The sequence below is a fragment of the Cobetia sp. 10Alg 146 genome (genome assembly GCF_029846385.1).
In the GTDB taxonomy this organism is placed as follows: Bacteria; Pseudomonadota; Gammaproteobacteria; order Pseudomonadales; family Halomonadaceae; genus Cobetia; species Cobetia marina.
In genome coordinates this window covers 50,831-75,535 of the sequence record NZ_JARWKT010000011.1, presented here as the reverse complement: position 1 = coordinate 75,535, position 24,705 = coordinate 50,831, and the positions used below count along the sequence as shown (strand labels likewise).

Genomic DNA, 24,705 nt, shown 5'->3' with positions numbered 1-24,705 from the left:
AGCCTTTCGGGTCAGCCGTCGTGGGGGCGGGAAGCCTGAGCTTCCCGAGCTGTGGAATCAGACACCTCAGCAGTGCCGTGTAAGGGTGCCGTCGGCGCATTCATCAGTGCGCTCAGCGGACGGCTGGCCAGCGGCAGGTCAGCCATCGAGGTCATGCAATCGAGCAATGCCTGCTCATCACTGGCGGGCGTCTCGCCTGCGGCCAGCGCGAAGAAGCGGCGTGCCAATGCGATATCGGCGTAGATGGCGGCCTTGAGAGCCTCCAGGCCATCGAAGCGCTGCTCGCCACGCAGGAAGGCACAGAAGCTGACACGCATCGACTGGCCATAGAGGTCCTCCGCGAAGTCCAGCAGGTGAACCTCAAGGACCGGGCGCGGCGTGCCGACCGTCGGGCGCCAGCCGATATTGGCTACCGCCGGGCAGGCGCGGCCATCGGCCAGATGCGCCATCACCGCGTAGACGCCGGAGACCGCCAGCGGCGCATTCGGCAGCGGCAGATTGGCGGTCGGCACGCCGATGGTACGCCCCAGCTGACGGTCCGCGACCACGCGCCCCTGCCAGTGATGGGCTCGTCCCAGCAATCTGGCGGCCAATGCCATGTCACCCGCGGCCAGTACCTTGCGCACGCGAGTGCTGGACACACGCTCACCGGCGATCTCGAAGGTGCGGGTATGCTCCACCGCGAAGCCCTCGGCGGCGCCGATGCGCTCCAGCAGCGCGAAGTCACCGGCACGATCACAGCCGAAGCGGAAGTCGTCGCCGACCACCAGGTGGCGCACGCCGAGGCCATCGATCAGTACCTGCTCGATGAATTCACGGGCCGACAATGAGCGCAGCGCCTCATTGAAGGGCAGGCACAGTACGCGCTCGGCGCCGTGGCTACCCAGCAGGCGGACCTTTTCCGCCAGTCGCGTCAGGCGTGGCGGCGCCTTGTCACCCGCGAAGAACTCGCGCGGCTGCGGCTCGAACACCACCACCGTGGTCGGCAGCCCATAGGCCGCCGCGCGCTCGCGCAGTTGCTCCAGAATCGCCTGGTGGCCGAGGTGCACCCCATCGAAATTGCCGATGGTGGCCACGCAGCCGCGACTGCCATCCTGCTTGCGCAGGCGGGCGAGATTGTGGAGTCCTCTGATCAAGTCCATGCGTGCATCACACAAGCCGCCGAAAGTGGTCGATTATAGCGAAGGGGCACGGCGCTGACAGCCACCGTTGCCCCACCAGAGAGAAAACTGCTGGAACGCGAGATGTGAATCGAGAGTCGGGGCTCAGCCCTGCATGCGGAAGTGGCGCGGACGTATGCCGCAAAGCCCCAACCACAGTGCATAGACCAGCACACCGCCGACGACCAGCGCCCCCATCATCGCACAGCGCTCCCAAAGGCCCCAACCGAGCCAGGTGGTCCAGTCCGGTGACAGCCACAGCAGGCCGCCGCCCATCAGGGCGCAACCGCCGATCAGCGTCAGCGAATAGCGCCCCCAGCCCGGCTGGAAGCGCAGCACACCCTCGCGATACAGGCCACGCGCCAACAGCCCGGCATTCAGGAAGGCCGACAGCGCCGTGGCCAATGCCAGGCCCGCATGGGCCAACGGCACGATCAGCGCGAGGTTGAAGGCCATGTTGGCGACCATCGCGATGATGCCGATCTTGACCGGCGTCTTCGTGTCCTGACGCGCATAGAAGCCCGGTGCCAGCACCTTGATCAGCATGAAGGCCAGCAGCCCGAAGCTGTAGGCCCGCAGGCTCTGGGCCGACATCACCACATCATTGTCCGTCATCGCCCCATAGTGGAACAACGTGATCAGCAGCGGCTCCGCGAGCACGCCCAGCGCCAGCGCCGCCGGCACGCCGATCAACAATACCGAACGCAGCGCCCAGTCGAGCATCTTCTGGAAGTGCTCCAGCGACTGCTCCGCGTGACGCTTGGAGAGCGCCGGCAGAATCACGGTGCCGATGGCGATGCCGATGATGCCCAGCGGCAGTTCGACCAGCCGGTCGGAGTAATAGAGCCACGACACGCTGCCGGTGACCAGAAACGAGGCCAGCACGGTATCCAGCAGCAAGTTGATCTGCGAGACCGAGACCCCGAACAGCGCCGGTGTCATCAACTTGAGGATGCGCCGCACGCCTTCGTGGGCGAAGTTCGGCCATGGCTTGGGCATCAGGCCAAGACGCAGCAGGAACGGCACCTGGAACAGCAGCTGCACGCCACCGGCGATCAACACGCCCCAGGCCAGCGCCATGGCGGGTGTCTCGAAACGCGGTGCCAGTAACAGCGCCGCGCCGATCAGGCTCAGGTTGAGCAGCACCGGGGTGATGGCCGGCACCGCGAAGCGGTTCCAGGTATTGAGCACGCTGCCGGCGAAGGCGGTCAGCGAGATCAGCAGCAGATAGGGGAAGGTCAGGCGCAGCATGTCACCGGTCAGCGCCAGCTTGCCGGCATCGTCACCGAACCCGGGCGCGAAGACCCACACCAGCCAGGGCGCGCACAGCATCGCCAGCGCCGTGATCAGCGCCAGAATGACGCCGAGACTGCCACTGACGGCATCCAGCAACTCGCGGACCTCTTCCCGCGTGCGCCGGGTCGCATACTCGGACAGCACCGGAATGAAGGCCTGATTGAAGGCCCCCTCGGCGAACAGACGACGCATGAAGTTGGGGATCTTGAAGGCCACGAAGAAGGCATCCGCCCCGCTGCCTGCCCCCAGCAGACTGGCGATGATCACGTCTCGCGCCAGCCCCAGCACCCGCGACAGCATCGTCATCACGCTGACGATCAGTCCGGAGCGCAGCAGTCCCGCGCGCACCGGCAGGCTGTCTCCACTGCTGGTCTCTGCCTGAGCCGTCGCCTGAGAGCCAGCCTGCACGGCCTGGCGACCCGACTCCTTCCCGACATCCTGATCGCCTCTGGGCGACTCATCCTGCGGCTTGCTCACCCTGACACCCCTTTCACTTCCCTGATCCGATACCGATGCCATCCAACACGATAGACAGACACAAAAAAACCGGCCGAAGCCGGTTTTTTCACGCGAACACGTCTTAGACAGCCAGTGCCTTGACGCGTGCGTTCAGACGGCTCTTGACGCGAGCGGCCTTCTTCTTGGACAGGATGTCCTTGTCGGCGTAACGGTCGAGGACCTTCTGCGCGACATTGAAAGCGGCCATGGAAGCAGCGTGGTCACCAGTCTTGACGGCCTTCAGCACGTTCTTGACGCTGGTACGCACGGCGGAACGCTGTGCGGAGTTGTGCTGACGACGGACTTCAGCCTGACGAGCGCGCTTGCGAGCTTGCTTGGAGTTTGCCACTTTGATGCTCCTTATGAGTCCACCCGTAGGCGCGTACTCATGAACTTGAATTTGGAAGACGTTGTCGCGGGGCGACAGCGGGTCCGGTCATCTCTCGCTTTCGACACTTGACGTGAAGACCATAGAGAAATCAGCGACTTGACGTGGAAGCCCCGCCAAGCCTTCGCCATCGGAGCGGACCAGCTCCCGACAGGACGGCAGAGTCTAGCATGGCCAGACGGATGACTGCCAGCATGAGGCCCGCATCGGCAGGCCTCATGCGCCCTACAGTACGATGAGGTTGTCGCGATGGATCAGCTCCGGCGCCTCGATATAGCCCAGCGCAGCCTCGATCTGATGACTCGGCAGCCCCAGGATGCGCTCGGCATCGACCGCGGAATAGTTGACCAGCCCCTTGGCGATCCGCGCGCCGGATTCATCGACACACTGCACCAGGTCACCGCGCTTGAAGGCTCCCTCGATCTTCTTCACGCCCACCGGCAGCAGGCTGGAACCACGCGTGGTAAGCACGCTGACGGCACCGGCATCCAGCGTCAGGGTGCCCCGCACCTGCAGTTGCCCGGCGATCCAGCGCTTGCGCGCCGCGATCGGCGCATGCTCAGGCAGCAGCAGAGTACCGAAGCGCTCGCCAGCGGCCAGGCGCGTGATCACGTCAGGCTGGCGGCCGGAGGCAATCACCGTCAGCGCGCCGCTGCGGGCTGCCAGGCGCGCCGCCCGCACCTTGGTGGCCATGCCGCCACGCCCCAGCACCCCGCCGCCACCGGCGACCTTGACCAGCATCGGGTCATCGGCCTGCGCTTCCTCGATCAGCCTGGCCGCCGGATCATGGCGCGGGTCGGCGTCGTACAGTCCTTCCTGATCGGTGAGCAGCAACAGGGCATCGGCTTCCAGCAGATTGGCGACCAGCGCGCCGAGCGTATCGTTGTCACCGAAGCGAATCTCGTCGGTGACGACAGTGTCATTCTCGTTGATCACCGGCACCACGCGCAGCTCCACCAGGGTACGCAGCGCCGAGCGTGCATTCAGGTAACGCTTGCGATTGGAGAGATCGTCGTGGGTCAGCAGAATCTGGGCGGTGGTCAGGCCGTGACGATGGAAATGCTCTTCATAGCACTGGGTCAGGCCATTCTGGCCGACCGCCGCCGCGGCCTGCAGCTCATGCACGCCACTGGGTCGCGCCGTCCAGCCAAGCCGGGACATGCCGACGGCGATCGCGCCGGAAGACACCACGATCACCTCGATGCCACGCGCATGCAGTGCCGCGATCTGGTCGACCCAACGCCCGATACCGGCATCGTCCAGCCCGCGGCCGTCGTCGGTCAGCAGCGCACTGCCGATCTTGACCACCACGCGCCGCGCCCGGGCCAATGCCTCACGTCCGACCCGACTGCCCATCTCCGCCACTTCCGCCACCTTCTGCTCCGCCACCGCACTATCTCCTGTCATGTGGTCTCCCGCCCCGCTCGGCAGGCTGTGACTGCCCCGTCGCGTCATTGTCCGCTCCCGCCCCGCTGCTGTCATCACCCTCGAGCGGCACCTGCAACGAAAACGCCCCGCCGCGAGACCAGAAGGCTCGGGGCGGGGCGTGAATCGCGAAGCGGGTCGCTCGTCACTCAGTGACTGCCTCACAGGGCAGCCACCGGACGAACCTCGACCTCAGGGCGCGTATTCGACCTCGACGTCGTAATCGTCGTCATTGAAGTCGTCATCGTCCTCTTCTTCGTCATCCTTCTTGCGCTTGCGACGTGTCAGGCGCTCTTCAGCGCGCTCCAGCGACTCGTTCTCCATGCGCGCCAGCAGGGCGGCATGCGCCTCGGCAGCTTCCGGATCTTCCGCCAGCTGCAGGCGTTGCTCGCCCAGCCAGCGGTGTGCGGCCTGCACCAGCTCCTGAGTGCCGATACCACTGGCCGCGGAGACGACGAACAGCTCACCTTCCCAGCCCAGACGCTCGACGAGGTCCTTGACCATCGCCTCGCGATCCTCTTCCGCCAGCAGATCGATCTTGTTGATCACCAGCCAGCGCGGCAGCTCCGTGAGTGCCGAGGAGAAGTTCTTGAGCTCATTGAGAATCGCCTCGACCGCATGGACCGGGTCGCTCTCGTCGAAGGGCGCGATATCCACCACATGCAGCAACAGGCGCGTGCGCGTCAGGTGCTTGAGGAAGCGCAGCCCCAGGCCGGCACCATCCGCCGCCCCTTCGATCAGGCCGGGAATGTCGGCCATCACGAAGTGCTGGTGGCTACCGATCTTCACGACGCCAAGATTCGGCACCAGCGTGGTGAAGGGGTAGTTGGCGACCTTGGGCTTGGCCGCGGAGACGGCGCGAATCAGCGTCGACTTGCCGGCATTCGGCATGCCCAGCAGGCCGACATCCGCCATCACCTTCATCTCGAGACGCAGGTTGCGACGCTCACCCCAGGTGCCCTTGGAGGTCTGGCGCGGCGCGCGATTAGTGGAGGACTTGAAGTGGATGTTGCCCAGACCACGACGTCCACCCTGCGCAACCAGCACCAGCTGGCCGATTTCCGTCACGTCACCGATGATCTCGAGGGTTTCCTCGTCGATCACGGTGGTGCCGACCGGCACCTTGACGATCAGGTCCTCACCCGCCTTGCCCGCCATCTGACGGCCCTGGCCGGCGTCACCGCTCTCGGCCTGGTAATAGCGCTGGAACTTGAAGTCGATCAGGGTATTGAGGGAATCATCCCCGATCAGGTACACACTGCCGCCGTGCCCGCCGTCACCCCCATCGGGGCCACCACGCGGCACGTATTTCTCACGGCGAAAACTCAGGCAACCATTGCCGCCACGTCCGGCCTCGACAATGATCGACGCTTCATCAAGGAACTGCATGCTGCTCTCTCCTGACGACGACCCGGGCCGTCATGCGACAAAAAAGCCCCGCCTGAGCGGGGCTTCCTTGCAGACCGTCATACGATACCGGGGCATCGTCCAGTCTGCGTAAGCTGTCAGACGTTTCAGGCAGAAACGATGCTGACGAACTTGCGGTTCTTCGGACCCTTGGTCTCGAACTTCACGTGGCCGTCGGCCAGAGCGAAGAGAGTGTGGTCCTTGCCGATGCCAACGCCAGTACCGGCGTGGAAACGGGTGCCGCGCTGACGCACGATGATGTTGCCGGCGATAGCCGCTTGGCCACCGAACAGCTTCACACCAAGGCGCTTGGATTCAGAATCGCGACCGTTGCGGGTAGAGCCCGCCGCCTTCTTATGTGCCATTGGATAATTCTCCTATGGTGGGTAGCGCTGCAATTACGCAGAGATACCAGTGATCTTGACTTCGGTGAACCACTGACGGTGGCCCGCACGACGCATGGAGTGCTTCCGGCGACGGAACTTGATGATGGTGACCTTGTCGCCACGGCCGTGAGACACGACCTCGGCAGCAACCTTGGCACCTTCAACCAGCGGAGCGCCGACCTTGATGTCGTCGCCTTCAGCGACCATCAGGACTTCGTCGAACTGGATAGTTTCGCCAGTGGCGACTTCAAGCTTCTCGAGCTTCAGGGTCTGGCCTTCCTGAACGCGGTACTGCTTGCCACCGCTCTTGATAACTGCGTACATGATTCTCTCCATCGAACTCATCAAGGGTGTGCTCTTGGGTGGCCTGCTGCGAGTGGCGCCCCTTCTGGAGCCATCTGACAGGGAGCGGGATGAGTCACGGCCGCGTATTATAGCGCCGCGTGCCGCGATCGACAAGCAATGTCAAGATGCACACGTCCGACCCGCCGCCAGCCTGCATCCCTGCGCGGGTGCACGCCTTGACGGCCATAGGGGTGCCCCATAGCATAACCGGCAAATGGCACGCCACGGCGGCCTCACCTCTCGCTACGGGCACGACGACCTCATGCAAGCCGACGCATCGACCCTTCACGCGGCAGTGGCAGATGACTTCGCCGCCGTAGACCGCACCATTCTCGCGCAGCTCGAGTCGCGCGTGCCGCTGGTCCAGACCATCGGTCAGTACATCATCCAGAGTGGTGGCAAGCGCCTGCGCCCGGTCCTGGTGCTGCTGGCAGCCCGCGCACTCGGCTATCAGGGTGATCGCCACATCAACCTGGCCGCACTGATCGAGTTCATGCACACCTCGACACTGCTGCACGATGATGTCGTCGACGAGTCCAGTCTGCGTCGCGGTCGCTCCACCGCCAATGACACCTGGGGCAACGCGCCCTCCGTGCTGGTCGGTGACTTCCTCTATTCCCGCTCTTTCCAGATGATGGTGGAAGTCGGCTCGATGGACGTGATGGCGATTCTCTCCGCCGCCACCTGCACCATCGCCGAAGGCGAGGTCCTGCAGTTGACCAACATCGGCAATGCCGACATCGATGAAGCCGCCTACTTCGAGACCATCCACGGCAAGACCGCCATGCTGTTCGAGGCAGCCGCGCATGCCGGGGCGATACTCGCCCAGGAAGCGGATGGCACCGTCACGGCGGCACAGGTCAGCGCGCTGCAGAACTATGGCCGCTACCTGGGCCTCGCCTTCCAGCTCATCGATGACCTGCTCGACTATCAGGGCGACGCCGAGACCATGGGCAAGAATGTCGGTGATGACCTGGCCGAGGGCAAGCCGACCCTGCCGTTGATTCGCGCCATGCAGGTCGGAAGCCCGGCGCAGGCCAGCCTGGTACGTGGCGCCATCGAGAAGGGCGGACTGGAGCAACTCGACGAGGTACTGGAAGTCGTGCGCCTCACCGGCGGCCTCGACTATACCCGCAGTCGCGCGCAGGAAATGGCCGACAACGCCCTGGCGGAACTCGAGGCGCTGCCGGAGAGTGACTTCCGCGACAGCCTCGAACGCATCGCACTGTTGAGTGTCGGCCGTCAGGCCTGATCCCCCTTACAGCCACGGGGAGACAGACCACCAGCAGGAAAACGTGACGAGAAGTACCGGCAGGATGAGGTGAAGAGAAGCGCGCTTCTCGACAGCCGAATTGCCCCTTGAGACATCGATAAAACTTTTTGACCTCAAGGGCTTGCAAAGCAAAGCTGTCTGCGTATAATTCACCCCCGTCGAGACAAGCTCACGACGCATCGGAGTATAGCTCAGCTTGGTAGAGCGCTGCCTTCGGGAGGCAGAGGTCGTAGGTTCGAATCCTGCTACTCCGACCAGATATCTGAAAAAGCCGCTGATCACTGATCAGCGGCTTTTTTGATGCTGGAAGGTTTTCCTGCGGCTCATGTTGCCCAGTGACGAACTCCCCTCCAACGCCTTACATCCCTCAGGATGCCACATGCACACACTGCGCCTTGCCATGCTGTCCCTGCTGCTCACCTCCCTGCTCTCCGCCTGCGCCTCCACCCGTACCCAATGGGAGAAGCCCGGTGCCAACAGCACGGAGGCTCACAACACCTGGGCCGGCTGTCAGTACGAACTTGGCCTGACGGACAAGTCAGACAACGAGAAACAGACGCTGCTGAAGTACTGCATGGAGCGTGAAGGCTACCGACTGCAGAGCTACTGAGTCGCTCACCTGCGTCAATCGGACATCCAGGTGTCACTCGCCTTGCGGGCCCGCTCGCGACCAGCACGTTCTCGGTCGCGGCGGGCCTTTTGCTTGAGGTAGTAACTGCGCAGCGCCAGCCCCAGTCCACAGGCAAGCATCAGGGCGAACACCAGCCCCTGCCACGGGCGGGCGGCATCCCCCAGCCAGGTTTCCAGCGCGACGATGGCGATCAGCCCCATGGCCTGGCTGGCAACGGCGATCGCACGGCTACGGTCATAATGATGTGAAAGCATGGGGATATCCCTGGAGCGTCCTCGGCGCCAGAGCAATGCTCAGCGCGCGAGGCGTGGATGTCGAAGTCCGTCGATTATCGCATACTCGAGCCTCACGACTGCAGCGCCGGCCAAGCGCCGCTCGACAGGTAGTGCTGACCCGAATGCCCCTTCCCGGAAACCGCCAAAGGATAACCGCATGGATGCCATCGCTCTGGGCCCTGCCCTGATTTCCGTCGAACGCCTCTATGCCTTCGTGGCAGCCCTGGTGATGCTGATCGAGTTCTCGCTGCTGATTCGTCTACTGGCGCGTATGCACGCCAGGGGCACGACCGCGCCCGCTCACGACTCTTCACCGCTGAGCCCCTCGCGCTGGTTCAATCGCATGCTGGTCAGCTGGGTGATCGGTGCGCGCCTCACTTACGTCGCCCTGCACTGGGCAAGTTATCAGCAGACACCGCTGGATATTCTCAAGCTGTGGCAACCGGGCTACCACCTGCTCGGCGGCATGCTGGCCGCGACCCTGGCCAGCCTGTGGCTGCTGCGCCGGCATGGCGTGATTCGCCAGGTCATCGCGCTGGGCAGTCTGACTCTGGGCCTGACCGCTTTCCTCGGCCTCAAGCAGCTCGACCCGCTGGGCAGCACGCACTCCATCGAGCGCATGCCGTCGATCACCCTGCATCATCTGGATCGTCGCCCGGTATCGCTGGATGAGGTCCGCAATCAGCGCGTGATCGTCAATCTGTGGGCTACCTGGTGCCCGCCCTGCCGCCGGGAGATGCCGCTGCTGGCCGAGGTGGACGCCCGGCCGGATGTCACCGTGGTGCTGGCCAATCAGGGCGAACAGGCGCTCGCGGTCACTCGTTTCCTCAAGAGTGAGCGACTCACGCTGAAATACGCCCTGCTGGACCCCGCCATGCAGCTGATGGGGCTCGCCGACGCACAGGGCCTGCCCGCCACCCTGATTTTCGATGGCGAAGGCCGCCTGATCGAACGCCACATCGGCGAGCTGAGCCGCGCCCAGCTGCAGGCGCTGATGCCCCCGTCTGGATCGTGACGGACACCCTCCCCCAAATCATGAGAGAAGGCCTCATGCCATGGGTGCACCACGCCCAGTGACGACACGAGAGGACAAAGACGCCTCACAAGGACAAAAGGCGCTTAAGCCACGGCGCGTGATCCGGTAAGATACCGCGCCCCTGTATTCCCGATTCCCGTCTTTGTCCTACCCCGAGGCATCATGAGCGACTTCATTCCCGGTCAGCGCTGGATCAGTGATGGTGAGGCCGATCTCGGCCTTGGCACGATCCTCAATGTCGATTTCCGCACGGTTACCGTCCTCTTTGCCGCCAGCGAAGAAACCCGCACCTACAGCCTCCGCGAGGCGCCCCTGACCCGAGTCGCCTTCGGCAATGGCGACCGCATCCAGTCCGACGATGGCGAATGGCTGATCGTCGATGATTCCAAGGAAGTGCGCGGCCAGATCCTCTACATCTGTGAACGTGAAGGCGAAAGCGCCGGCGAGCTGCTCGAGCTTCCCGAGGCACGCCTCAACGACAAGATGCAGTTCAACCAGGCCCGTGACCGCCTGCTGACCGGCCAGGTCGACCGCAATGACTGGTTCGACCTGCGTTACCGCACCCTGCGCCACTTCCATCGTGTCGAGCAGAGCCCCGCGCTGGGCCTCTCCGGCCCCAAGGTCGACCTGGTACCGCACCAGCTGTACATCGCTGATGAAGTCTCGCGCCGTCATGCGCCGCGCGTGCTGCTGGCTGATGAAGTCGGCCTGGGCAAGACCATCGAAGCCGGTCTGATCCTGCATCGCCTGCTGCTCAGCGGTCGTGCCCGTCGCGCCCTGATCCTGGTACCGGCGAGCCTGACCCACCAGTGGCTGGTCGAGATGCTGCGCCGCTTCGCGCTGGATGTCTCGCTGCTCGATGAAGAGCAATGCAAGGCCCACGGCACGCGCAACCCCTTCGAAGGCAACCAGATCATTCTGGCCAGCCAGGACTGGCTGTTCGCCAACCCGTCGCGTCAGGTCCAGGCTGCCGCCTGCGACTGGGACATGCTGATCGTCGATGAAGCCCACCACCTCGACTGGAGCGAAGACAAGGTCGGCCCGGGCTATGCCTGCGTCGAATCACTCGCCCGCCAGACCGCCGGTGTGCTGCTGCTGACCGCCACACCGGAGCAGATGGGGCTGGAGAGCCACTTCGCGCGCCTGCGCCTGCTCGACCCGGAGCGCTACCACGACCTGGAGCGCTTCAAGGCCGAGGAAGAGGGTTACGTCGCCGTGGCCTCGGCCATCGACAGCCTGGATGCCCTGCCGACTGACACCAGCGGCCTGGACAGCCTGACCGCCGTGCTGGATGACGGCGACAGCCGCGCCCTGCTCGAGACCCTGATGGACAGCGACAGCGATGACGCCCAGCGCGACAGCGCCCGTCGTCAGCTGCGTGACCAGCTGCTCGACCGCCACGGCACTGGCCGCGTGATGTTCCGCAACTCGCGCACCCACGTCGAAGGCTTCCCCGAGCGTCGTCTGCACGTCCACGAGCTGGAGTTGCCCTCCTCCTACCGGCGTGTGGTGCGCAAGCTGGAGCGTGACGAGGACTACCTCGATGACCTGCTGATCGAGACCGGCATGAACCACCCCGAGGTGGTGCTGTTCCTCGACGAGATGTACCGCGCCCTGCCCGATGACCGCATGAACGCCGAGCCCTGGTGGCAGATCGACCCGCGCGTCATGTGGCTGCTGGAAACCCTGACCGACCTCGGCAACGAGAAGGCGCTGGTGATCTGTCACACCGCCGATACCGCGCGTGAGCTGTCCGAAGGCCTGCGCGTGCTGGGCGGCGTGCATGCACCGGTCTTCCATGAGGGCATGAGCCTGGTCGAGCGTGATCGCGCCGCCGCCGCCTTTGCCTCCGAGGAAGAAGGCGTGCAGCTGCTGGTGTGCTCGGAAATCGGCTCGGAAGGCCGTAATTTCCAGTTCTGCCACCACCTGGTGATGTTCGACCTGCCGGTGCATCCGGACCAGCTCGAGCAGCGCATCGGGCGTCTGGACCGCATCGGCCAGCAGTTCCCGATCGAGATCCACGTACCGGTCTTCGAAGGCTCACCGGGTGCCCAGCTGCTGCGCTGGTACCGCGATGGCATGGACGCCTTCAGTGCGCCCCACGGCATCGGCAGCGAGCTGTATTCCCAGTTCGGTGACGAGCTGGAAGAAGCCCTGCTCGACAGCGAAGAGATCGACAGCATCATCGAGCAGACCCGCGAACGCTTCGACGCCCTGCAGGCCGAGCGCCAGTCCGGTCGCAACCGTCTGCTGGAACTCAATGCCTGTCGTCACGAGCGCGCCGCGGAAGTCATCGCCGCCATCGAGACACTGGACAACGACAAGGCGCTGCCGGGCTACCTGGAGCGCGCCTTCGACATCTTCGGCATCGAGAGCCGGGACCTCGGCGATGGCATCACCTACCTGGCACCAGGCCCGCACATGCTCGACGGCCTGCCGGGGCTGGTGAAGGGCGAGGAAGGCTTCAGCGTCACCAGCGACCGCGCCACGGCGCTGTCACGCGAAGATGTCCAGCATCTGTCGTGGGAGCACCCGCTGGTCCGCGAGATGCTGGTGCGCATCATCGATGGTTCCATGGGCAACACCGCGCTGGCACTGCTCAAGCACCCGGCGATCCCGGGCGGTCGCCTGATGACGGAAGTGGTGTTCCGCACCCAGTCCACCGCACCGCGCGGCTTGCGCCTGGGTCGCTTCCTGCCACCGACCGCCATCCGGGTGCTGCTGGATGAAAACGGCAGCAACCTGTCCGACAAGGTCTCCTTCGGCGGGCTGGCCAAGAACCTCAAGCCGGTCAAGAAGGCGGTCGCGCGTGATCTGATCAAGCAGAGCCACGCGACACTGCGCAAGCTGATGAGCGACGCCGAGCAGGAAGCCGAGCGCGAACTGCCGAGCATCGTCGAGCAGGCCCAGCAGCAGATGCGTGAGCAGCTCAGCGCGGAGCTCGCCCGCCTCGAAGCATTGGCCAGCCACAACCCGTCGGTGCGCGAGGAAGAGCTGGAAGCGCTGCGCCAGGAGCGTGCCGCTCTCGATGGCGTCATCGAGACCACGCGTCTGCGTCTGGACAGCGTGCGCGTCATCGTCACCGTGGATGCTCACGAACGTTGATCTGCCCGCGACGTGACGTCATCCCTGACGTCACGGCTTGCCAATGACGCAAGAAAAGCGCCCCACCTGCCATCGGCAAGTGGGGCGCTTTTCATTGTGAGTCGTCGAAAGCGTTATTCTTGGGCCTGACCGTCCAACCCCTACCACTCTAGAGCACCGTCATGGCGACATCACATCCAGAAAGCCGACCCGACACCACGACCGAGCATGGCTGGCAGGGACAACGCCTTGCCGAGGAGGTCGCGCGTGTCGAGGGAGTGGGGCTGACGCTGCTGGCGGCAGGCGATGACTGGTGGGCGATCGACAAGCCGGCCGAGCTGCCCTCGGTACCGGGCCGCGACCCTTCACGCTTCGACAGCGTCCATTCGCGCCTGTGCCGGTTGAGCGAGGACACCCGTGCCGTGCATCGGCTGGATGTGGCAACTTCCGGGGTGCTGCTGGTGGCGCGCAATGTCGAGGGACAGCGGCGGCTGTCGCGTCTCTTCCAGTCGCGCACCCTCGAGAAACGCTACGTGGCCGTGGTGGCAGGGCATCTCACGCCCGACGAGGGCAGCATCGCCCTGCCGCTGCGCTGTGACTGGCCGCGCAGACCGCGGCAGATCGTCGACTTCCTCCATGGCAAACCGGCACTGACCCACTATCAGGTCGAGCGTCACCTGATACTCGATGGCCAGCGCCCGGATGGCTCGCCTCAGACCCTCGCCGCCAGCCGTGTCCTGCTGACACCCCATACCGGGCGCTCGCATCAGCTGCGCCTGCATATGCTGGCGCTCGGCCACCCCATCATCGGTGATGGCTTCTATGCACGCGGGGCGGCACTGAATGCCAGCCCTCGCCTGCTGCTGCATGCCGCTCAGCTGGTGATTCCGTCAGCGACAGGCAGCGACGCGCCATCGCTGGTGCTGAATGCTCCGCTGCCGTTCTAGCCGCCAGGTTCTGGCCAAGAGGCTCTAGCCACCAAGCTCTAGCCACCAGGGGCAAGTCCTGCAGCATCAGACCAGGCCTTCACTTTCTCAGAATGTCGGCGAAGGCCACGTCGAGGGTCGGGTAGTCGAAGGTGAAGCCTGCGGCCAGCAGGCGCGCCGGCACCATGCGGGCGCCCTCCAGCAATAGCGTGCTCATCTCTCCCAACCCCAGCTTGAGGGCCTTGGCCGGCAGCGGCAGGATCGCTGGGCGCCCCAGACCGCGCGCCAAGGCGTGGGTAAAGCCCATGTTGGTGACCGGATGCGGTGCACTGGCATTGAAGGCCCCACTCAAGTCCTCATCCTCCAGCAGACGCTCGATGATGCGGATCAGATCATGGCGGTGGATCCACGGCATGTAGTGACGGCCATCGCCGAGACGCCCACCCAAGCCGAACTTGAAGGGCGTCAACAACTTGGCGAGCGTTCCGCCATCCGCTTCCATCACCAGACCGATGCGGATGATCGCCAGGCGAACACCACAGTCCGAGACTGGCATGGCGGCCGCTTCCCAGTCGCGACACAGGCGATGATTGAAGTCATCGTGAGGCGTTGCCTGCTCGTCGATCTCGACATCACCCGGCTCGCCCGCCTTGGGCTGCGCGCCGTAATAGCCCATCGCCGAACCGGATACCATCACCTGGGGAGCCTGCCCCTCAGCCGCCAGTTGCTGACACAGCAGCACCAGATGCTCGGTGGTTTCCAGCCGCGAGCGACGCAGCTCTTGCTTGTGATCCTCGCTCCAGCGCCTCCCGGCAATCGATTCCCCCGCCAGATTGACGATACCCTGTGGCTGCCAGTCCTTGAACATCAGCGCCGAATCCGCCGCCTTCAGGGTGATACCCAGTTCGGCGAACTGCCGCTCGGCCCGCTCCGGACGACGTGACACCACTGCCAGCTCATGCCCGGCCGCGGCCAGTGAGCGGCAGAGTGCCTGACCGACAAATCCCGTTGCCCCCGTGATCAAGATTCGCATGCTGTCCTCCTCGGCGGTGAAGCATCGAGTGTGCCAACTCTTGCCATGAATCTATACCTTTATTGTACAATCCTGCACAAGAAGTTAACTTCAAGGGATGCCGGCGTCATTTCATGCTCCATCCTCCCGGTCCATCTTCCCCAGCAGGAGTCCTGCCTGATGTCAGTATCGTCCATCGCCATCATCGGTGCCGGTATCGCCGGTCTCTCTGCTGCTTCGTACCTGGCAGCGCAGGGTCACGCGGTGACGATCTTCGAGAAGGGACGCGGCCCGGGCGGGCGTCTGGCCAGTCGGCGCACTCCCCACGGCCCCCTCGACATCGGCGCTCAGTATTTCACCGCGCGTGATCCGCGCTTCCAGTCAGCACTCGAGACATGGCGGGCAGACGGTATCGTCGCCCCCTGGGGTGACAGGTTGCTGCGTCTGGACAAGACGGCGTCTGACACGCAGGAATGGCAGCGGCTTCGCGATGATTCTGCCCGCTATGTGGCCAGTCCGCGCATGAGCGCCCTGAGCCGCCACCTGAGCGAGGAGCTGCCGGTCAATGCCACCCTGCACACTCGCCTGCGCATCACACGCCTGATCCGCGATGAAGCGCCGGGCGGAAAGGTTCGCTGGCAGCTTGAGGACCGGGACGGCGAGCGGCATGGTCCCTTTGATCATGTGATGATCACCGCCCCGGCCCCTCAGGCCCGTGCTCTGCTGAATGACGCTGGTACCGACGCTGAAGGCAACGTGCCGGCCTCGGCGCAACAGACTCCACACTCTCTGGCGCCCGAGCTGAGCGCCCTGCTCTCGCGGATCGAGATGGCACCCACCTGGACCGTGATGGCCGCATTGGAGGCACCGCTGCCGGCCCTGGCAGGCATTGAGGACTGGCAGGGGCTGCTGGTCAGTCGCGGAGATGACGCCCCACTGCGCTGCGTGATGCGACAGCATTCGCGCCCCGGCCGCCAGCCCACCTCGGGGGCTCGCGAGACCCTGAGCCTGCTGGCCACCGCCGGCTGGAGCCAGACTCACCTGGAAGACTCGCCTGAGGACATCTGCGCGGCACTCTGGCAAGCCTTCACGGCACTGCCCGAGATCCAGGCGCTGGGCGAGGACTGGAGTGAAGGCAAGGTATCGCTCACGGCCCATCGCTGGCGCTATGCTCATCCGACCCGCTGCGCACCTCAGGCAATGCCCGCCTCGCCGATGAGCCAGCACGGTCTGAGCCTGGCGGGCGATGCACTGAAAGGACCGCGAGTCGAAGATGCCTGGCTGTCAGGACGCGAAGCGGCAGAGCGACTGGCTGACGCGCTGAACTCATGAGCTCACGAGCTCAGAGAACTGACCCACTATCTCCCCCCATGACAGGAAGCCCTCATGAGCAAGATGGAACACCAGGATGACGCCTTGATCCTGCTGGCGCATGGCTCGCGTGATCCACGCTGGCGCGAGCCCTTCGAGGCACTCGAGACCTCGCTCGCCAGTCGCCTGAAGCGCCCGACACGTCTGGCCTACATGGAGTTGTGTGACCCGCTGCTGACCGACACCATCGACGCCCTGGCGGCAGACGGTGCGGCGCGTATCGACATCCTGCCGCTGTTCTTTGCGGCGGGCCGCCATCTGCGCGAAGACGTCCCCGCCATGCTCGAGACATCCCGCCAGCAGCATCCGGATTGTCCGATCACGTTGCTGGACCCGGTGGGTGCCCATCCAGCGTTTGTCGAGGCCTTGATCGAGATTGTGGAGCAACAGGACAACGCATGATGACCCGATGATCCGAGAGAGACTGCGAACCGGAAAGGCTCTGCGATGCCACCTTCAGGCCTGCGCGTCGAATATGCGACGTGAATTGACGCGTGATGCCACTTGTCAGGCCGAGGCGGCTGCGCCATCCTGAGCCCCACATGTACAGCTAATGCACAAGATGCATTGCCGGCATCCCGCAGCGCTTCGAATGCTTCAGTTCCCACTTCTGTGCTTCGTTCCTCTTCGTGCTTCATCCGGGATGCCTCGTCACCGCAGAGGTAACACCATCCATGACTGACAAGGCCACGGAAACTGCCAGCTCGCCCCTGTTTCCGATCCGTGAAGTCTCACGCCTGACCGGCGTCAATTCGGTCACGTTGAGAGCCTGGGAGCGCCGCTACGGGTTGATCGAACCGCGCCGAACGCCCAAGGGACATCGCCTGTATGCCCGCGAGGACATCGAGCGCATCGAGCACATCTTGCAGTGGCTCAACAGGGGCGTGCCCGTCAGTCAGGTGCGGGAGCTGCTGGATCAGCCCCAGCCAGAGACGGCGCCGATGCCGGATGAAGGCAGCTGGGGCGGCCAGCAGCAACTGATCATGGCCGCCATCGACGCCCAGGATGAGTCTCGGCTGGCGGAGCTCTACAACCAGAGTCTGGCGCTGTATCCGGTCAACAGTGTGGTCGAACGCCTGTGGAAGCCGGTGGTCGAGCAGCTGGAGGAGCGTGGCACCACGACCTTCGGGGCCCGATTGGCACAATGTTTCCTCGAGAGCTTCCTGCGCTCACGTATCGGCGCCCGCCTGATGTTCGCGAATCAGGAGCGCCATGCCCCGCACATCACTCTGACGCGCCTGCCGGATGAACCGGGATTGAGCTGGCTGCTGCTGCTAGCGCTGGTCGCCAGCGATGCCGGTTATCACGTCAGCCTGCTGGATGGCCCGCTGCCCCTGGCCGAGCTGCCACTGGCCGCTGAGCGATTCCAGGCGCAGGCCGTGATCCTGGTCGGCACTCAGGCCGAGCGCAGCGATGTCATGCGCCGCCAGTTGCCGCGGGTGGCAGAACAACTCTCCGTGCCGTTGGCCATCGCTGGCCCGGCCGCCCAGATTCGCCAGCAGGAGCTGGTGGACGGGCCCCTGGAAGGTCTCGGGGCCGACCCCGTTCAAGCGGTGGTCCGCCTGAGGTCCTTGCTGGCTCGTTGATCCCCCCGAAGCTCCTGCGCGATGCACATTTCCGACCGCAAAGGAGCTTTCATGCCTGCCCCTTCTCCCACATCCCGCACTTCCACCGCCTCACGGTCTCCCGGTACGGACACCGAATCCGGGGCTGACTCCGACGCGAGCCGACAGCCTCTGCAGCTCGTGTGGCTGCGAAGCGACCTGCGCGTGCATGACAATACCGCCCTCTCGCAAGCGGCCGCACGCGGCCCGGTGGTGGCGGTGGTCACCCCCTGCTATGCCCAGTGGATGACCCATGGTCATGGTGCCAACAAGCTCGACTTCCTGCGTCGCGGTCTGCACGTCCTGCAGCAGGCACTCGCCGGCCATCACATCCCGCTCAAGGTCCTCGACTGCGACACCTTCGCGGAAGTGCCCGAAGCGCTGGCCACGCTGTGCACGCAACTTGGCGTCCAGGCGCTGCACTTCAATGACGAGTACGCCGTCAATGAGCGCGAGCGCGACAGACTCGTCCGCGCGCGCCTGGCCGACAGCGACATCCGCCTGCATCGCTACACTGACATGCTCGCCTTCACGCCCGGCGAACTGCTGACCGGCAAGGGCGATTACTACGGCGTCTTCACGCCCTTCTCCAAGCGCTGGCACAAGGAGATCGACGCGCGGCGTCTGGCGCTCAATGAGGCTCCCGCGGTGCAGGATGCGCCCCGAGACGCCGAGGGACGCGAGATTTCGGGAGACGCCATTCCCGCGCTTCCCGACACGCTAAGCGTCGACGTGGAACATGGGCCGAGCGAGCCGCTGGAGGCGGAGCGATGGCCTGCCGGCGAGGATGCCGCCCAGGAGCGCCTGGAGCGCTTCATGACCTTCCGGGCGCGCCGCTACCACGAGCAGCGCGACCTGCCCGCCACGCGCGGCACCAGCGAACTGTCCCCCTATCTGGCGCTCGGCATGATCTCGGCTCGACAGTGCTACGCGGCGGTATTGGCGGAAAACGGCAGTCTCGCCGACGGTGATGTCGGCCTGACCACCTGGGTCAACGAGCTGATCTGGCGCGAGTTCTACCAGCACATCCTGGTCGGCTTTCCGCGCGTCAATCGCCACCGTCCCTTCCAGCGCCATACCGAAGCCCTGCAATGGCGCGATGATGACGCAGGCTTCGCCGCCTGGTGCGAAGGGCGTACCGGCTACCCCATCGTCGATGCCGCCATGCGCCAGCTGGTCGAGACCGGCTGGATGCACAATCGCCTGCGCATGGTGACGGCCATGTTCCTCACCAAGCACCTGTTGATCGACTGGCGCCGTGGTGAGGCCTACTTCCTGGCGCACCTGGTGGATGGTGAATTGGGGGCCAACAATGGCGGCTGGCAGTGGGCCGCCTCGACCGGCACCGATGCCGCGCCCTATTTCCGCATCTTCAACCCCACCACCCAGGGGCAACGCTTCGACAAGGACGGCGACTTCATCGCAAGCTTCGTGCCTGAGCTGGCCGACCTTCCCGCCAAGCGTCGTCACCAGCCCACGGCTGACGACTGCCATGCCTGTGGCTACCCGCGCCCGATCGTCGACCACAAGGCCGCCCGCCAGCGAGCCCTCGATGCCTTCAAGGCGCTCACCAGAAGCGAATGACCCTGCCAGGCGGCCTGCTGATCTCCAGCGGGCCGCTTTTTCATTGTCTCGACGTCAGGAGCACAGCCATGCAATCGCTGCCCCCCGAGATGAGCCCGGCGCTGGTTCGGGTCTGTCGCCTTTACGAAAAGCTGGACAAAACCTCTACAGAGCTGCTGAAATCAGTCTATAGTGACGATGTCGTTTTTCGCGATCCTCTGCACGAAGTTCAGGGCCTCGAAGCGCTCAACCAGTATTTCTCAGGGTTGTACACGAATGTCTCATCGATTGATTTCGTGTTTCATCATCCGCTGGGCCCGACTCGGCCAGAGCCGGCGGCCACGTCGCTTGAGGCACCGGACACGTGGGAGAGCGCGGAGCAGGGACTGGCATGGTTGAGCTGGACGATGACCTATCGCCATCCGCGCCTGAACGGCGGCAGCGATATCGTGGTGGAAGGTGCCTCACGCCTCGAATTCCGACACGGCAAGGTATGTCGGCACCGTGACTTCTTCGATGCCGGCGAGCTGCTCTACGAGCAGGTGCCGTTGCTGGGCAAGGTGATCAGGCTGCTCAAGCGACGCATGGACTGATGTGCCCCCAGGCACGCAGATGACAACCCCCCACCGACAGTCAAGCGGTGCGCTCATCGCGACAGGCGAACACGCCAAGGAGAGAGAATGCCCAGTCAAGCCAGGCCCCCAGCCACGACACGCAAGCGCATCTGGTTGACCGGTGCCAGCTCCGGGATCGGTGAAGGACTGGCGCGTCGCCTGCTGGCCGATGGGCATCGTGTCGTGCTGAGCGCACGCTCCACCGACAAGCTGAAGGCCATCGCGGCCGACGCCGAACAAGGCCCCGGTGATGCACTGGTGATCACGCTGGATCTCACCGACCGTGATGCCATCCGCACGGCTGCACGACAGATCGAGGAAGACTTCGGTGGACTCGACCTGATGCTCCTCAACGCAGGTACCTGCGAATATCTGGATGCACGTGATTTCGAGGCCGACCTGGTTCACCGAGTCTTCGCCACCAATTTCCAGGCAGCCGTGGATGTGATCGAGAGCGCGCTGCCCCTGCTTCGCACGGCTGCCGCGCAGGGGGGAGAGCGGCCACAGCTGGCGGCGGTGTCGAGTGCCTCGGCCTACCTGCCGCTGCCACGCGCCGAAGCCTACGGAGCTTCCAAGGCTGCAGTGAGCTACTTCCTCGAGTCGCTGCGGCTGGACCTGGATGCCCAGGGGATCGATGTCAGCGTGATTCATCCGGGCTTCGTCAAGACACCGCTGACCGAGCGCAATGACTTCCCGATGCCGATGCAGGTCACGGTCGATCAGGCCGTCGAGGCGATCGTGTCAGGGCTGGCGCGTCACCGGCTCGATATCCACTTCCCCAGGCGCTTCACGCTGCTGGTGAAGCTGCTGGGCATTCTACCGCCGACATTGCGCCGCCAGATCGGACTGCGCATGACGCGAGATTGACCGACATCAGGCAGGCGGATGCCTGCCACGAACAGCATGTTTCTTGATCGCAGGTCTTCCTTCTCTGGAGTGGCATGAATACAACGACGTCACAGGCAACAGCTCCTCTTCCCCGCCAGCGGATCGCCGTCATCGGCAGCGGCATCAGCGGCATGGCAGCGGCCTACTACCTCAGTCGTCACCACGAGGTGCATGTCTTCGAGTCGGCCGAGCGTCTCGGCGGCCACACTGCGACCATGGACGTGCAGACCGCCGATGGCAGCGAATGGGCCATCGATACCGGATTCATCGTCTTCAACGACCGCACCTATCCCCACTTCCAGCGCCTGCTGGAGCGTCTCGATGTCGCCTATCAGCCCACCGAGATGAGCTTCTCGGTACACACCACCGCCGAGGACTTCGAGTACAACGGCCATACGCTGCTGTCGTTGTTCGCCCAGAAACGCAACCTGTTGCGCCCGCGCTTCTATCGACTGCTGCGTGACATCCTGCGCTTCAATCAGCAGGCCGCGGCGGACCTGGACAGCGGCAGGCTCGCCGAGGACGCGACCCTGGGCAGCTATCTCGACGCCAACGGCTACTCGCAGGTGTTTCGTGAGCATTATCTGCTGCCGATGGGCGCGGCGATCTGGTCCGCCAGCATCGCGGACATCGAGCGCTTCCCGCTGCAGTTCTTCGTGCGCTTCTTCCGCCATCACGGCCTGCTGTCGATCAACGATCGTCCCCAGTGGTTCACGCTGATCGGTGGGTCACGCAGCTACATCGCCCCGCTGACCGAGGGCTATGCCGAGCGCATTCACCTCAACAGCGAGATCCGCCAGATACGGCGCGATGTCGACGGCGTGACACTGGAGCACGTCGATGGGCGCTGCGAACGCTTCGATCAGGTGGTGCTGGCCTGTCATGCGCCTCAGGCACTGGCTCTGCTGAAAGACGCCAGCGCCCGTGAGCAGGACGTGCTCTCGGCGATCACGACCCAGCGCAATGACGTGGTGATGCACACCGACACCTCCCTGCTGCCCAGGCGCCGTGAGGCCTGGGCGAGCTGGAACTACCGTCTCGATGGGCGGGATGACGCCCAGCGAGCCAGCGTCACCTACGACATGAACATCCTGCAGCGCCTCGATGAGCGCGACTATCCGCCTCGAGAGACCTTCTGCATCACGCTCAACGACAGCGATGCCATCGACCCCGCCCTCGTACTGGGCCGTTACGCCTATGATCACCCGCGCTTCACGCTTGAGGCCGAGGCCGCCAAGCAGCGCTTCATGGAGATCTCCGGTGTCTCGCCGCGGCCCGGTGGCCCGGTGGGACGCACCCATTTCTGTGGTGCCTGGTGGCGCAACGGCTTCCATGAAGATGGCGTGTGGAGTGCATTGCGCGTCGCCGAGGCACTGGGTGCCCGCGAGGCAGACGATTGAAGGCGCCCGCCAGCCGTATCGGCTACGGCACGCTGCGCCATCGTCGCCATGCGCCGCGCCAGCATGCCTTTCGCTATCGCGTCGCGATGGCGTGGCTGGCGCTGGATGAGCTGCCGGACCTGATGGCAGGCCGGCGTCTGGCAAGCGCCAGTCGGGCGGCACCGCTGGCCTTTCGCGAGCGCGACCATCTCCCGGCAGCCCTGCACGGTCTGACGGATGGCCCATTGATCGAGCGTGTCCATGAGGCTTGTCGACGCGAGCTCGCCATGGCGGGCGATCATGCGCCCCTGCCGCAAGGCCGCATCTTCCTGCTGACCCAGCTGCGGCATTTCGGGGTGGGCTTCAATCCGATCCGACTCTATTACCTCTACCACGCGACGGGCCAGCTGGGCGCCGTGCTCGGTGAGGTGACCAACATTCCCTGGGGCGAGCGTGTGCTGTATGCCTCGCGCACCGATTCGCGACGGCGCATGCATTCGGCGCATTTCGACAAGCGCCTGCATGTCTCTCCCTTCATGCCGATGGGCATGCGCTATCACTGGCGCTTCAATGACCCCAGCAACGATGAGCTCCTGTTGCACATGGAAAATCATCCACTGGGCGAGGAAGTGACACGCAAGCCCGGGGAATCACTCTTCGATGCCAGCCTGAGCCTGCATCTGGAACCCGCGACTCCACGCGCCATGACCCGCCTGCTGCTGCGCTTCCCGTGGATGACGCTCAAGACCGTGGCAGGCATCCATTACGAGGCGCTGCGTCTGGCGCTCAAGCGCGTGCCGATCTTCGATCATCCGCGCCCTCAGCCAGAGACTCGGCATCCGTCATGAGGACATCACCATGAGCCAGTTTGAACCCGTTCCCCCCAGTCCGGTGGCAATCCCCCGTCACGATGACCGCCTGACTCGCCTGCTGCGCCCTCGGCTGCTGCGCATGCTCGACAGACTCGAGGGCGGCAGCCTGACCGTGCTGGAAGGTCGTGAGCGCCATGTGCTGGGGCAAGGGGGGCCACGTGACATCACGCTGCGCATCCACGATTCGCGCGCCTGGCGGCGCATGGCACTGGGGGGCACCGTCGCGGCGGCGGAAGCCTACATGGATGGTCAGTGGGAGACGGATGATCTGGTGGGGCTGGTACGTCTGTTCGCCTTCAATCTGGAACAGGTCAATGACTCGGTGGACAGCGGGACCTCGCGCCTTTCCAAGTGGGCGCTGAGTGTCGCCTACGCGCTGGCGCGCAATACCCTGGCGGGCTCGAAGCGCAATATCTCGGCGCACTACGATCTTGGCAACGACCTCTTCGCGCTGTTCCTCGATCGCGAGCACCGCATGTACTCCGCGGCGGTCTTTCCGCATCCCGAGGCAGACCTCGAGGAAGCCTCGACGCACAAGCTGGAGCGACTGTTCGACCTGCTGGAGCTGGGGCCACAGCATCACCTGCTGGAGATCGGTACCGGCTGGGGCGGCCTTGCCATCCATGCTGCCCGAACGCGCGGTTGTCACGTGACCACCACCACCATCTCCGATGAGCAGCATGCCTATACGGCGGCACGCATCGCCGAGGAAGGACTGGAAGATCGCATCACGCTGCTCAAGCAGGATTATCGTGCCCTCGAAGGCCGCTTCGACCGTATCGTCTCGGTGGAGATGATCGAGGCGGTCGGGCATCAGTATCTGCCGACCTACCTGAAGACTCTCGAGCGACTCCTCAAGCCCGAAGGCCTGATCGCCCTGCAGGCCATCACGATCCGTGATCAGCGTTTCGCGGCCGCCAGCCGCGAGATGGATTTCATCAAGCGCTACATCTTCCCGGGCGGCTTCCTGCCCTCACATGGCGCCATACTGGGTGCCATGCAACGTGATACCCAGCTGAACCTGCTGACACTCGAGGATATCGGCCTGCATTACGCGGCCACGCTCAAGGCGTGGGGGCAGCGTTTCGAGGCACGCCTCGACGATGTCTATGCACAGGGGTATGACGAACGCTTCGTGCGGATGTGGCGCTACTACCTGGCCTACTGTGAAGGGGGCTTTCGGGAGCGCACCATCGGCACCTGTCAGCTGCTGCTGGGAGGCCCGGGCGCGCGCCCGGTGCAGATGGGACTCAAGGACTGGAACGCCTGAAC

The 24,705-nt window shown here is 64.5% G+C and carries 23 protein-coding genes and 1 tRNA gene; 15 read left to right on the top strand and 9 right to left on the bottom strand.

The window, feature by feature from the left end; translation table 11 throughout:
- Positions 1-11: 11 nt before the first annotated feature.
- The 7 genes from ribF to rplU form a co-directional block, all read right to left on the bottom strand.
- A complete protein-coding gene (gene ribF, locus QD172_RS16235; RefSeq protein ID WP_279856283.1) occupies positions 12-1,142 on the bottom strand; it encodes a bifunctional riboflavin kinase/FAD synthetase in 1,131 nt (376 codons plus the stop codon).
- A 123-nt stretch (positions 1,143-1,265) separates the two neighbouring features.
- Positions 1,266-2,804: a murein biosynthesis integral membrane protein MurJ gene (gene murJ, locus QD172_RS16230; protein ID WP_255317675.1), complete on the bottom strand. Its 1,539-nt coding sequence runs from the start codon at positions 2,802-2,804 to the stop codon at positions 1,266-1,268.
- Positions 2,805-3,036: 232 nt separating this feature from the next.
- Positions 3,037-3,303 carry a 30S ribosomal protein S20 gene (gene rpsT / locus QD172_RS16225; RefSeq protein ID WP_077373420.1) on the bottom strand — a complete coding sequence of 89 codons (267 nt, stop codon included), beginning with the start codon at positions 3,301-3,303 and terminating at the stop codon, positions 3,037-3,039.
- A gap of 264 nt (positions 3,304-3,567) precedes the next feature.
- Entirely contained in the window at positions 3,568-4,698 is a 1,131-nt protein-coding gene (proB, locus tag QD172_RS16220) for a glutamate 5-kinase (protein WP_077373512.1), read from the bottom strand.
- Positions 4,699-4,959: 261 nt separating this feature from the next.
- Positions 4,960-6,156, bottom strand: coding sequence for an Obg family GTPase CgtA (gene cgtA / locus QD172_RS16215; protein WP_077373417.1), 1,197 nt, complete (start codon positions 6,154-6,156; stop codon positions 4,960-4,962).
- 125 nt (positions 6,157-6,281) lie between these two features.
- Positions 6,282-6,539, bottom strand: coding sequence for a 50S ribosomal protein L27 (gene rpmA / locus QD172_RS16210; protein ID WP_043335969.1), 258 nt, complete (start codon positions 6,537-6,539; stop codon positions 6,282-6,284).
- 33 nt (positions 6,540-6,572) lie between these two features.
- Positions 6,573-6,884 carry a 50S ribosomal protein L21 gene (rplU, locus tag QD172_RS16205; RefSeq protein ID WP_065392479.1) on the bottom strand — a complete coding sequence of 104 codons (312 nt, stop codon included), beginning with the start codon at positions 6,882-6,884 and terminating at the stop codon, positions 6,573-6,575.
- Between the two features lie 283 nt (positions 6,885-7,167).
- On the opposite strand from rplU, the gene ispB reads away from it, so the two are divergent.
- The 3 genes from ispB (at position 7,168) to QD172_RS16190 (ending at position 8,788) form a co-directional block, all read left to right on the top strand.
- Complete coding sequence (ispB, locus tag QD172_RS16200; protein WP_084209569.1) at positions 7,168-8,157, top strand: octaprenyl diphosphate synthase; 990 nt, start codon at positions 7,168-7,170, stop codon at positions 8,155-8,157.
- A gap of 201 nt (positions 8,158-8,358) precedes the next feature.
- A tRNA-Pro gene (locus QD172_RS16195) sits at positions 8,359-8,435 on the top strand.
- Positions 8,436-8,557: 122 nt separating this feature from the next.
- On the top strand, positions 8,558-8,788 hold the full coding sequence (locus QD172_RS16190; RefSeq protein ID WP_077373415.1) for a hypothetical protein: 231 nt from the start codon (positions 8,558-8,560) through the stop codon (positions 8,786-8,788).
- A 14-nt stretch (positions 8,789-8,802) separates the two neighbouring features.
- Here the strand turns inward: QD172_RS16190 and QD172_RS16185 are convergent, their stop codons facing one another.
- Positions 8,803-9,063 (bottom strand): hypothetical protein, encoded by a 261-nt coding sequence (locus QD172_RS16185; RefSeq protein ID WP_176494340.1) that lies wholly within the window; start codon positions 9,061-9,063, stop codon positions 8,803-8,805.
- A gap of 178 nt (positions 9,064-9,241) precedes the next feature.
- Here QD172_RS16185 and QD172_RS16180 point away from each other — a divergent pair, with 178 nt between their 5' ends.
- From QD172_RS16180 to QD172_RS16170, 3 genes are all read left to right on the top strand, one after another.
- Positions 9,242-10,099 (top strand): TlpA disulfide reductase family protein, encoded by an 858-nt coding sequence (locus tag QD172_RS16180; RefSeq protein ID WP_279856278.1) that lies wholly within the window; start codon positions 9,242-9,244, stop codon positions 10,097-10,099.
- Positions 10,100-10,282: 183 nt separating this feature from the next.
- Entirely contained in the window at positions 10,283-13,225 is a 2,943-nt protein-coding gene (rapA, locus tag QD172_RS16175; RefSeq protein ID WP_279856277.1) for an RNA polymerase-associated protein RapA, read from the top strand.
- A gap of 161 nt (positions 13,226-13,386) precedes the next feature.
- Positions 13,387-14,151, top strand: a complete 765-nt coding sequence (locus QD172_RS16170; protein ID WP_136939710.1) for an RluA family pseudouridine synthase — start codon at positions 13,387-13,389, stop codon at positions 14,149-14,151.
- A 79-nt stretch (positions 14,152-14,230) separates the two neighbouring features.
- Here QD172_RS16170 and QD172_RS16165 read toward each other — a convergent pair whose 3' ends face one another.
- The gene (locus tag QD172_RS16165; RefSeq protein ID WP_077373400.1) at positions 14,231-15,163 is read right to left on the bottom strand and encodes a TIGR01777 family oxidoreductase; all 933 of its coding nucleotides are present in this window, start codon (positions 15,161-15,163) and stop codon (positions 14,231-14,233) included.
- A gap of 159 nt (positions 15,164-15,322) precedes the next feature.
- Here QD172_RS16165 and QD172_RS16160 point away from each other — a divergent pair, with 159 nt between their 5' ends.
- The 9 genes from QD172_RS16160 (at position 15,323) to QD172_RS16120 (ending at position 24,703) form a co-directional block, all read left to right on the top strand.
- Positions 15,323-16,474 (top strand): FAD-dependent oxidoreductase, encoded by a 1,152-nt coding sequence (locus tag QD172_RS16160; protein WP_279856275.1) that lies wholly within the window; start codon positions 15,323-15,325, stop codon positions 16,472-16,474.
- Positions 16,475-16,528: 54 nt separating this feature from the next.
- Positions 16,529-16,915: a CbiX/SirB N-terminal domain-containing protein gene (locus tag QD172_RS16155; protein WP_254696575.1), complete on the top strand. Its 387-nt coding sequence runs from the start codon at positions 16,529-16,531 to the stop codon at positions 16,913-16,915.
- Positions 16,916-17,187: 272 nt separating this feature from the next.
- Positions 17,188-18,099, top strand: a complete 912-nt coding sequence (locus QD172_RS16150; protein WP_077373395.1) for a MerR family transcriptional regulator — start codon at positions 17,188-17,190, stop codon at positions 18,097-18,099.
- A 51-nt stretch (positions 18,100-18,150) separates the two neighbouring features.
- Positions 18,151-19,701, top strand: a complete 1,551-nt coding sequence (gene phrB / locus QD172_RS16145) for a deoxyribodipyrimidine photo-lyase (RefSeq protein WP_279856274.1) — start codon at positions 18,151-18,153, stop codon at positions 19,699-19,701.
- Positions 19,698-20,273 (top strand): nuclear transport factor 2 family protein, encoded by a 576-nt coding sequence (locus QD172_RS16140; RefSeq protein ID WP_279856273.1) that lies wholly within the window; start codon positions 19,698-19,700, stop codon positions 20,271-20,273. The genes phrB and QD172_RS16140 overlap by 4 nt, the downstream gene beginning before the upstream one ends.
- An 87-nt stretch (positions 20,274-20,360) precedes the next feature.
- Positions 20,361-21,161 carry an SDR family NAD(P)-dependent oxidoreductase gene (locus tag QD172_RS16135; RefSeq protein WP_084207751.1) on the top strand — a complete coding sequence of 267 codons (801 nt, stop codon included), beginning with the start codon at positions 20,361-20,363 and terminating at the stop codon, positions 21,159-21,161.
- Positions 21,162-21,235: 74 nt separating this feature from the next.
- A complete protein-coding gene (locus tag QD172_RS16130) occupies positions 21,236-22,582 on the top strand; it encodes an FAD-dependent oxidoreductase (RefSeq protein ID WP_136939715.1) in 1,347 nt (448 codons plus the stop codon).
- Entirely contained in the window at positions 22,579-23,409 is an 831-nt protein-coding gene (locus QD172_RS16125) for a DUF1365 domain-containing protein (protein ID WP_077373383.1), read from the top strand. Before QD172_RS16130 ends, QD172_RS16125 begins: the two co-directional genes overlap by 4 nt.
- A gap of 10 nt (positions 23,410-23,419) precedes the next feature.
- Positions 23,420-24,703, top strand: a complete 1,284-nt coding sequence (locus tag QD172_RS16120) for a cyclopropane-fatty-acyl-phospholipid synthase family protein (RefSeq protein ID WP_077373381.1) — start codon at positions 23,420-23,422, stop codon at positions 24,701-24,703.
- Positions 24,704-24,705 lie beyond the last annotated feature (2 nt).

Coding starts and splice junctions, on each gene's coding strand:
- ribF (WP_279856283.1), bottom strand. CDS start 1,142: ATGGACTTGATCAGAGGACTCCACAATCTCGCCCGCCTGCGCAAGCAG.
- proB (WP_077373512.1), bottom strand. CDS start 4,698: ATGGGCAGTCGGGTCGGACGTGAGGCATTGGCCCGGGCGCGGCGCGTG.
- cgtA (WP_077373417.1), bottom strand. CDS start 6,156: ATGCAGTTCCTTGATGAAGCGTCGATCATTGTCGAGGCCGGACGTGGC.
- rpmA (WP_043335969.1), bottom strand. CDS start 6,539: ATGGCACATAAGAAGGCGGCGGGCTCTACCCGCAACGGTCGCGATTCT.
- rplU (WP_065392479.1), bottom strand. CDS start 6,884: ATGTACGCAGTTATCAAGAGCGGTGGCAAGCAGTACCGCGTTCAGGAA.
- ispB (WP_084209569.1), top strand. CDS start 7,168: ATGCAAGCCGACGCATCGACCCTTCACGCGGCAGTGGCAGATGACTTC.
- QD172_RS16190 (WP_077373415.1), top strand. CDS start 8,558: ATGCACACACTGCGCCTTGCCATGCTGTCCCTGCTGCTCACCTCCCTG.
- QD172_RS16185 (WP_176494340.1), bottom strand. CDS start 9,063: ATGCTTTCACATCATTATGACCGTAGCCGTGCGATCGCCGTTGCCAGC.
- QD172_RS16180 (WP_279856278.1), top strand. CDS start 9,242: ATGGATGCCATCGCTCTGGGCCCTGCCCTGATTTCCGTCGAACGCCTC.
- rapA (WP_279856277.1), top strand. CDS start 10,283: ATGAGCGACTTCATTCCCGGTCAGCGCTGGATCAGTGATGGTGAGGCC.
- QD172_RS16170 (WP_136939710.1), top strand. CDS start 13,387: ATGGCGACATCACATCCAGAAAGCCGACCCGACACCACGACCGAGCAT.
- QD172_RS16165 (WP_077373400.1), bottom strand. CDS start 15,163: ATGCGAATCTTGATCACGGGGGCAACGGGATTTGTCGGTCAGGCACTC.
- QD172_RS16160 (WP_279856275.1), top strand. CDS start 15,323: ATGTCAGTATCGTCCATCGCCATCATCGGTGCCGGTATCGCCGGTCTC.
- QD172_RS16155 (WP_254696575.1), top strand. CDS start 16,529: ATGAGCAAGATGGAACACCAGGATGACGCCTTGATCCTGCTGGCGCAT.
- QD172_RS16150 (WP_077373395.1), top strand. CDS start 17,188: ATGACTGACAAGGCCACGGAAACTGCCAGCTCGCCCCTGTTTCCGATC.
- phrB (WP_279856274.1), top strand. CDS start 18,151: ATGCCTGCCCCTTCTCCCACATCCCGCACTTCCACCGCCTCACGGTCT.
- QD172_RS16140 (WP_279856273.1), top strand. CDS start 19,698: ATGACCCTGCCAGGCGGCCTGCTGATCTCCAGCGGGCCGCTTTTTCAT.
- QD172_RS16135 (WP_084207751.1), top strand. CDS start 20,361: ATGCCCAGTCAAGCCAGGCCCCCAGCCACGACACGCAAGCGCATCTGG.
- QD172_RS16130 (WP_136939715.1), top strand. CDS start 21,236: ATGAATACAACGACGTCACAGGCAACAGCTCCTCTTCCCCGCCAGCGG.
- QD172_RS16120 (WP_077373381.1), top strand. CDS start 23,420: ATGAGCCAGTTTGAACCCGTTCCCCCCAGTCCGGTGGCAATCCCCCGT.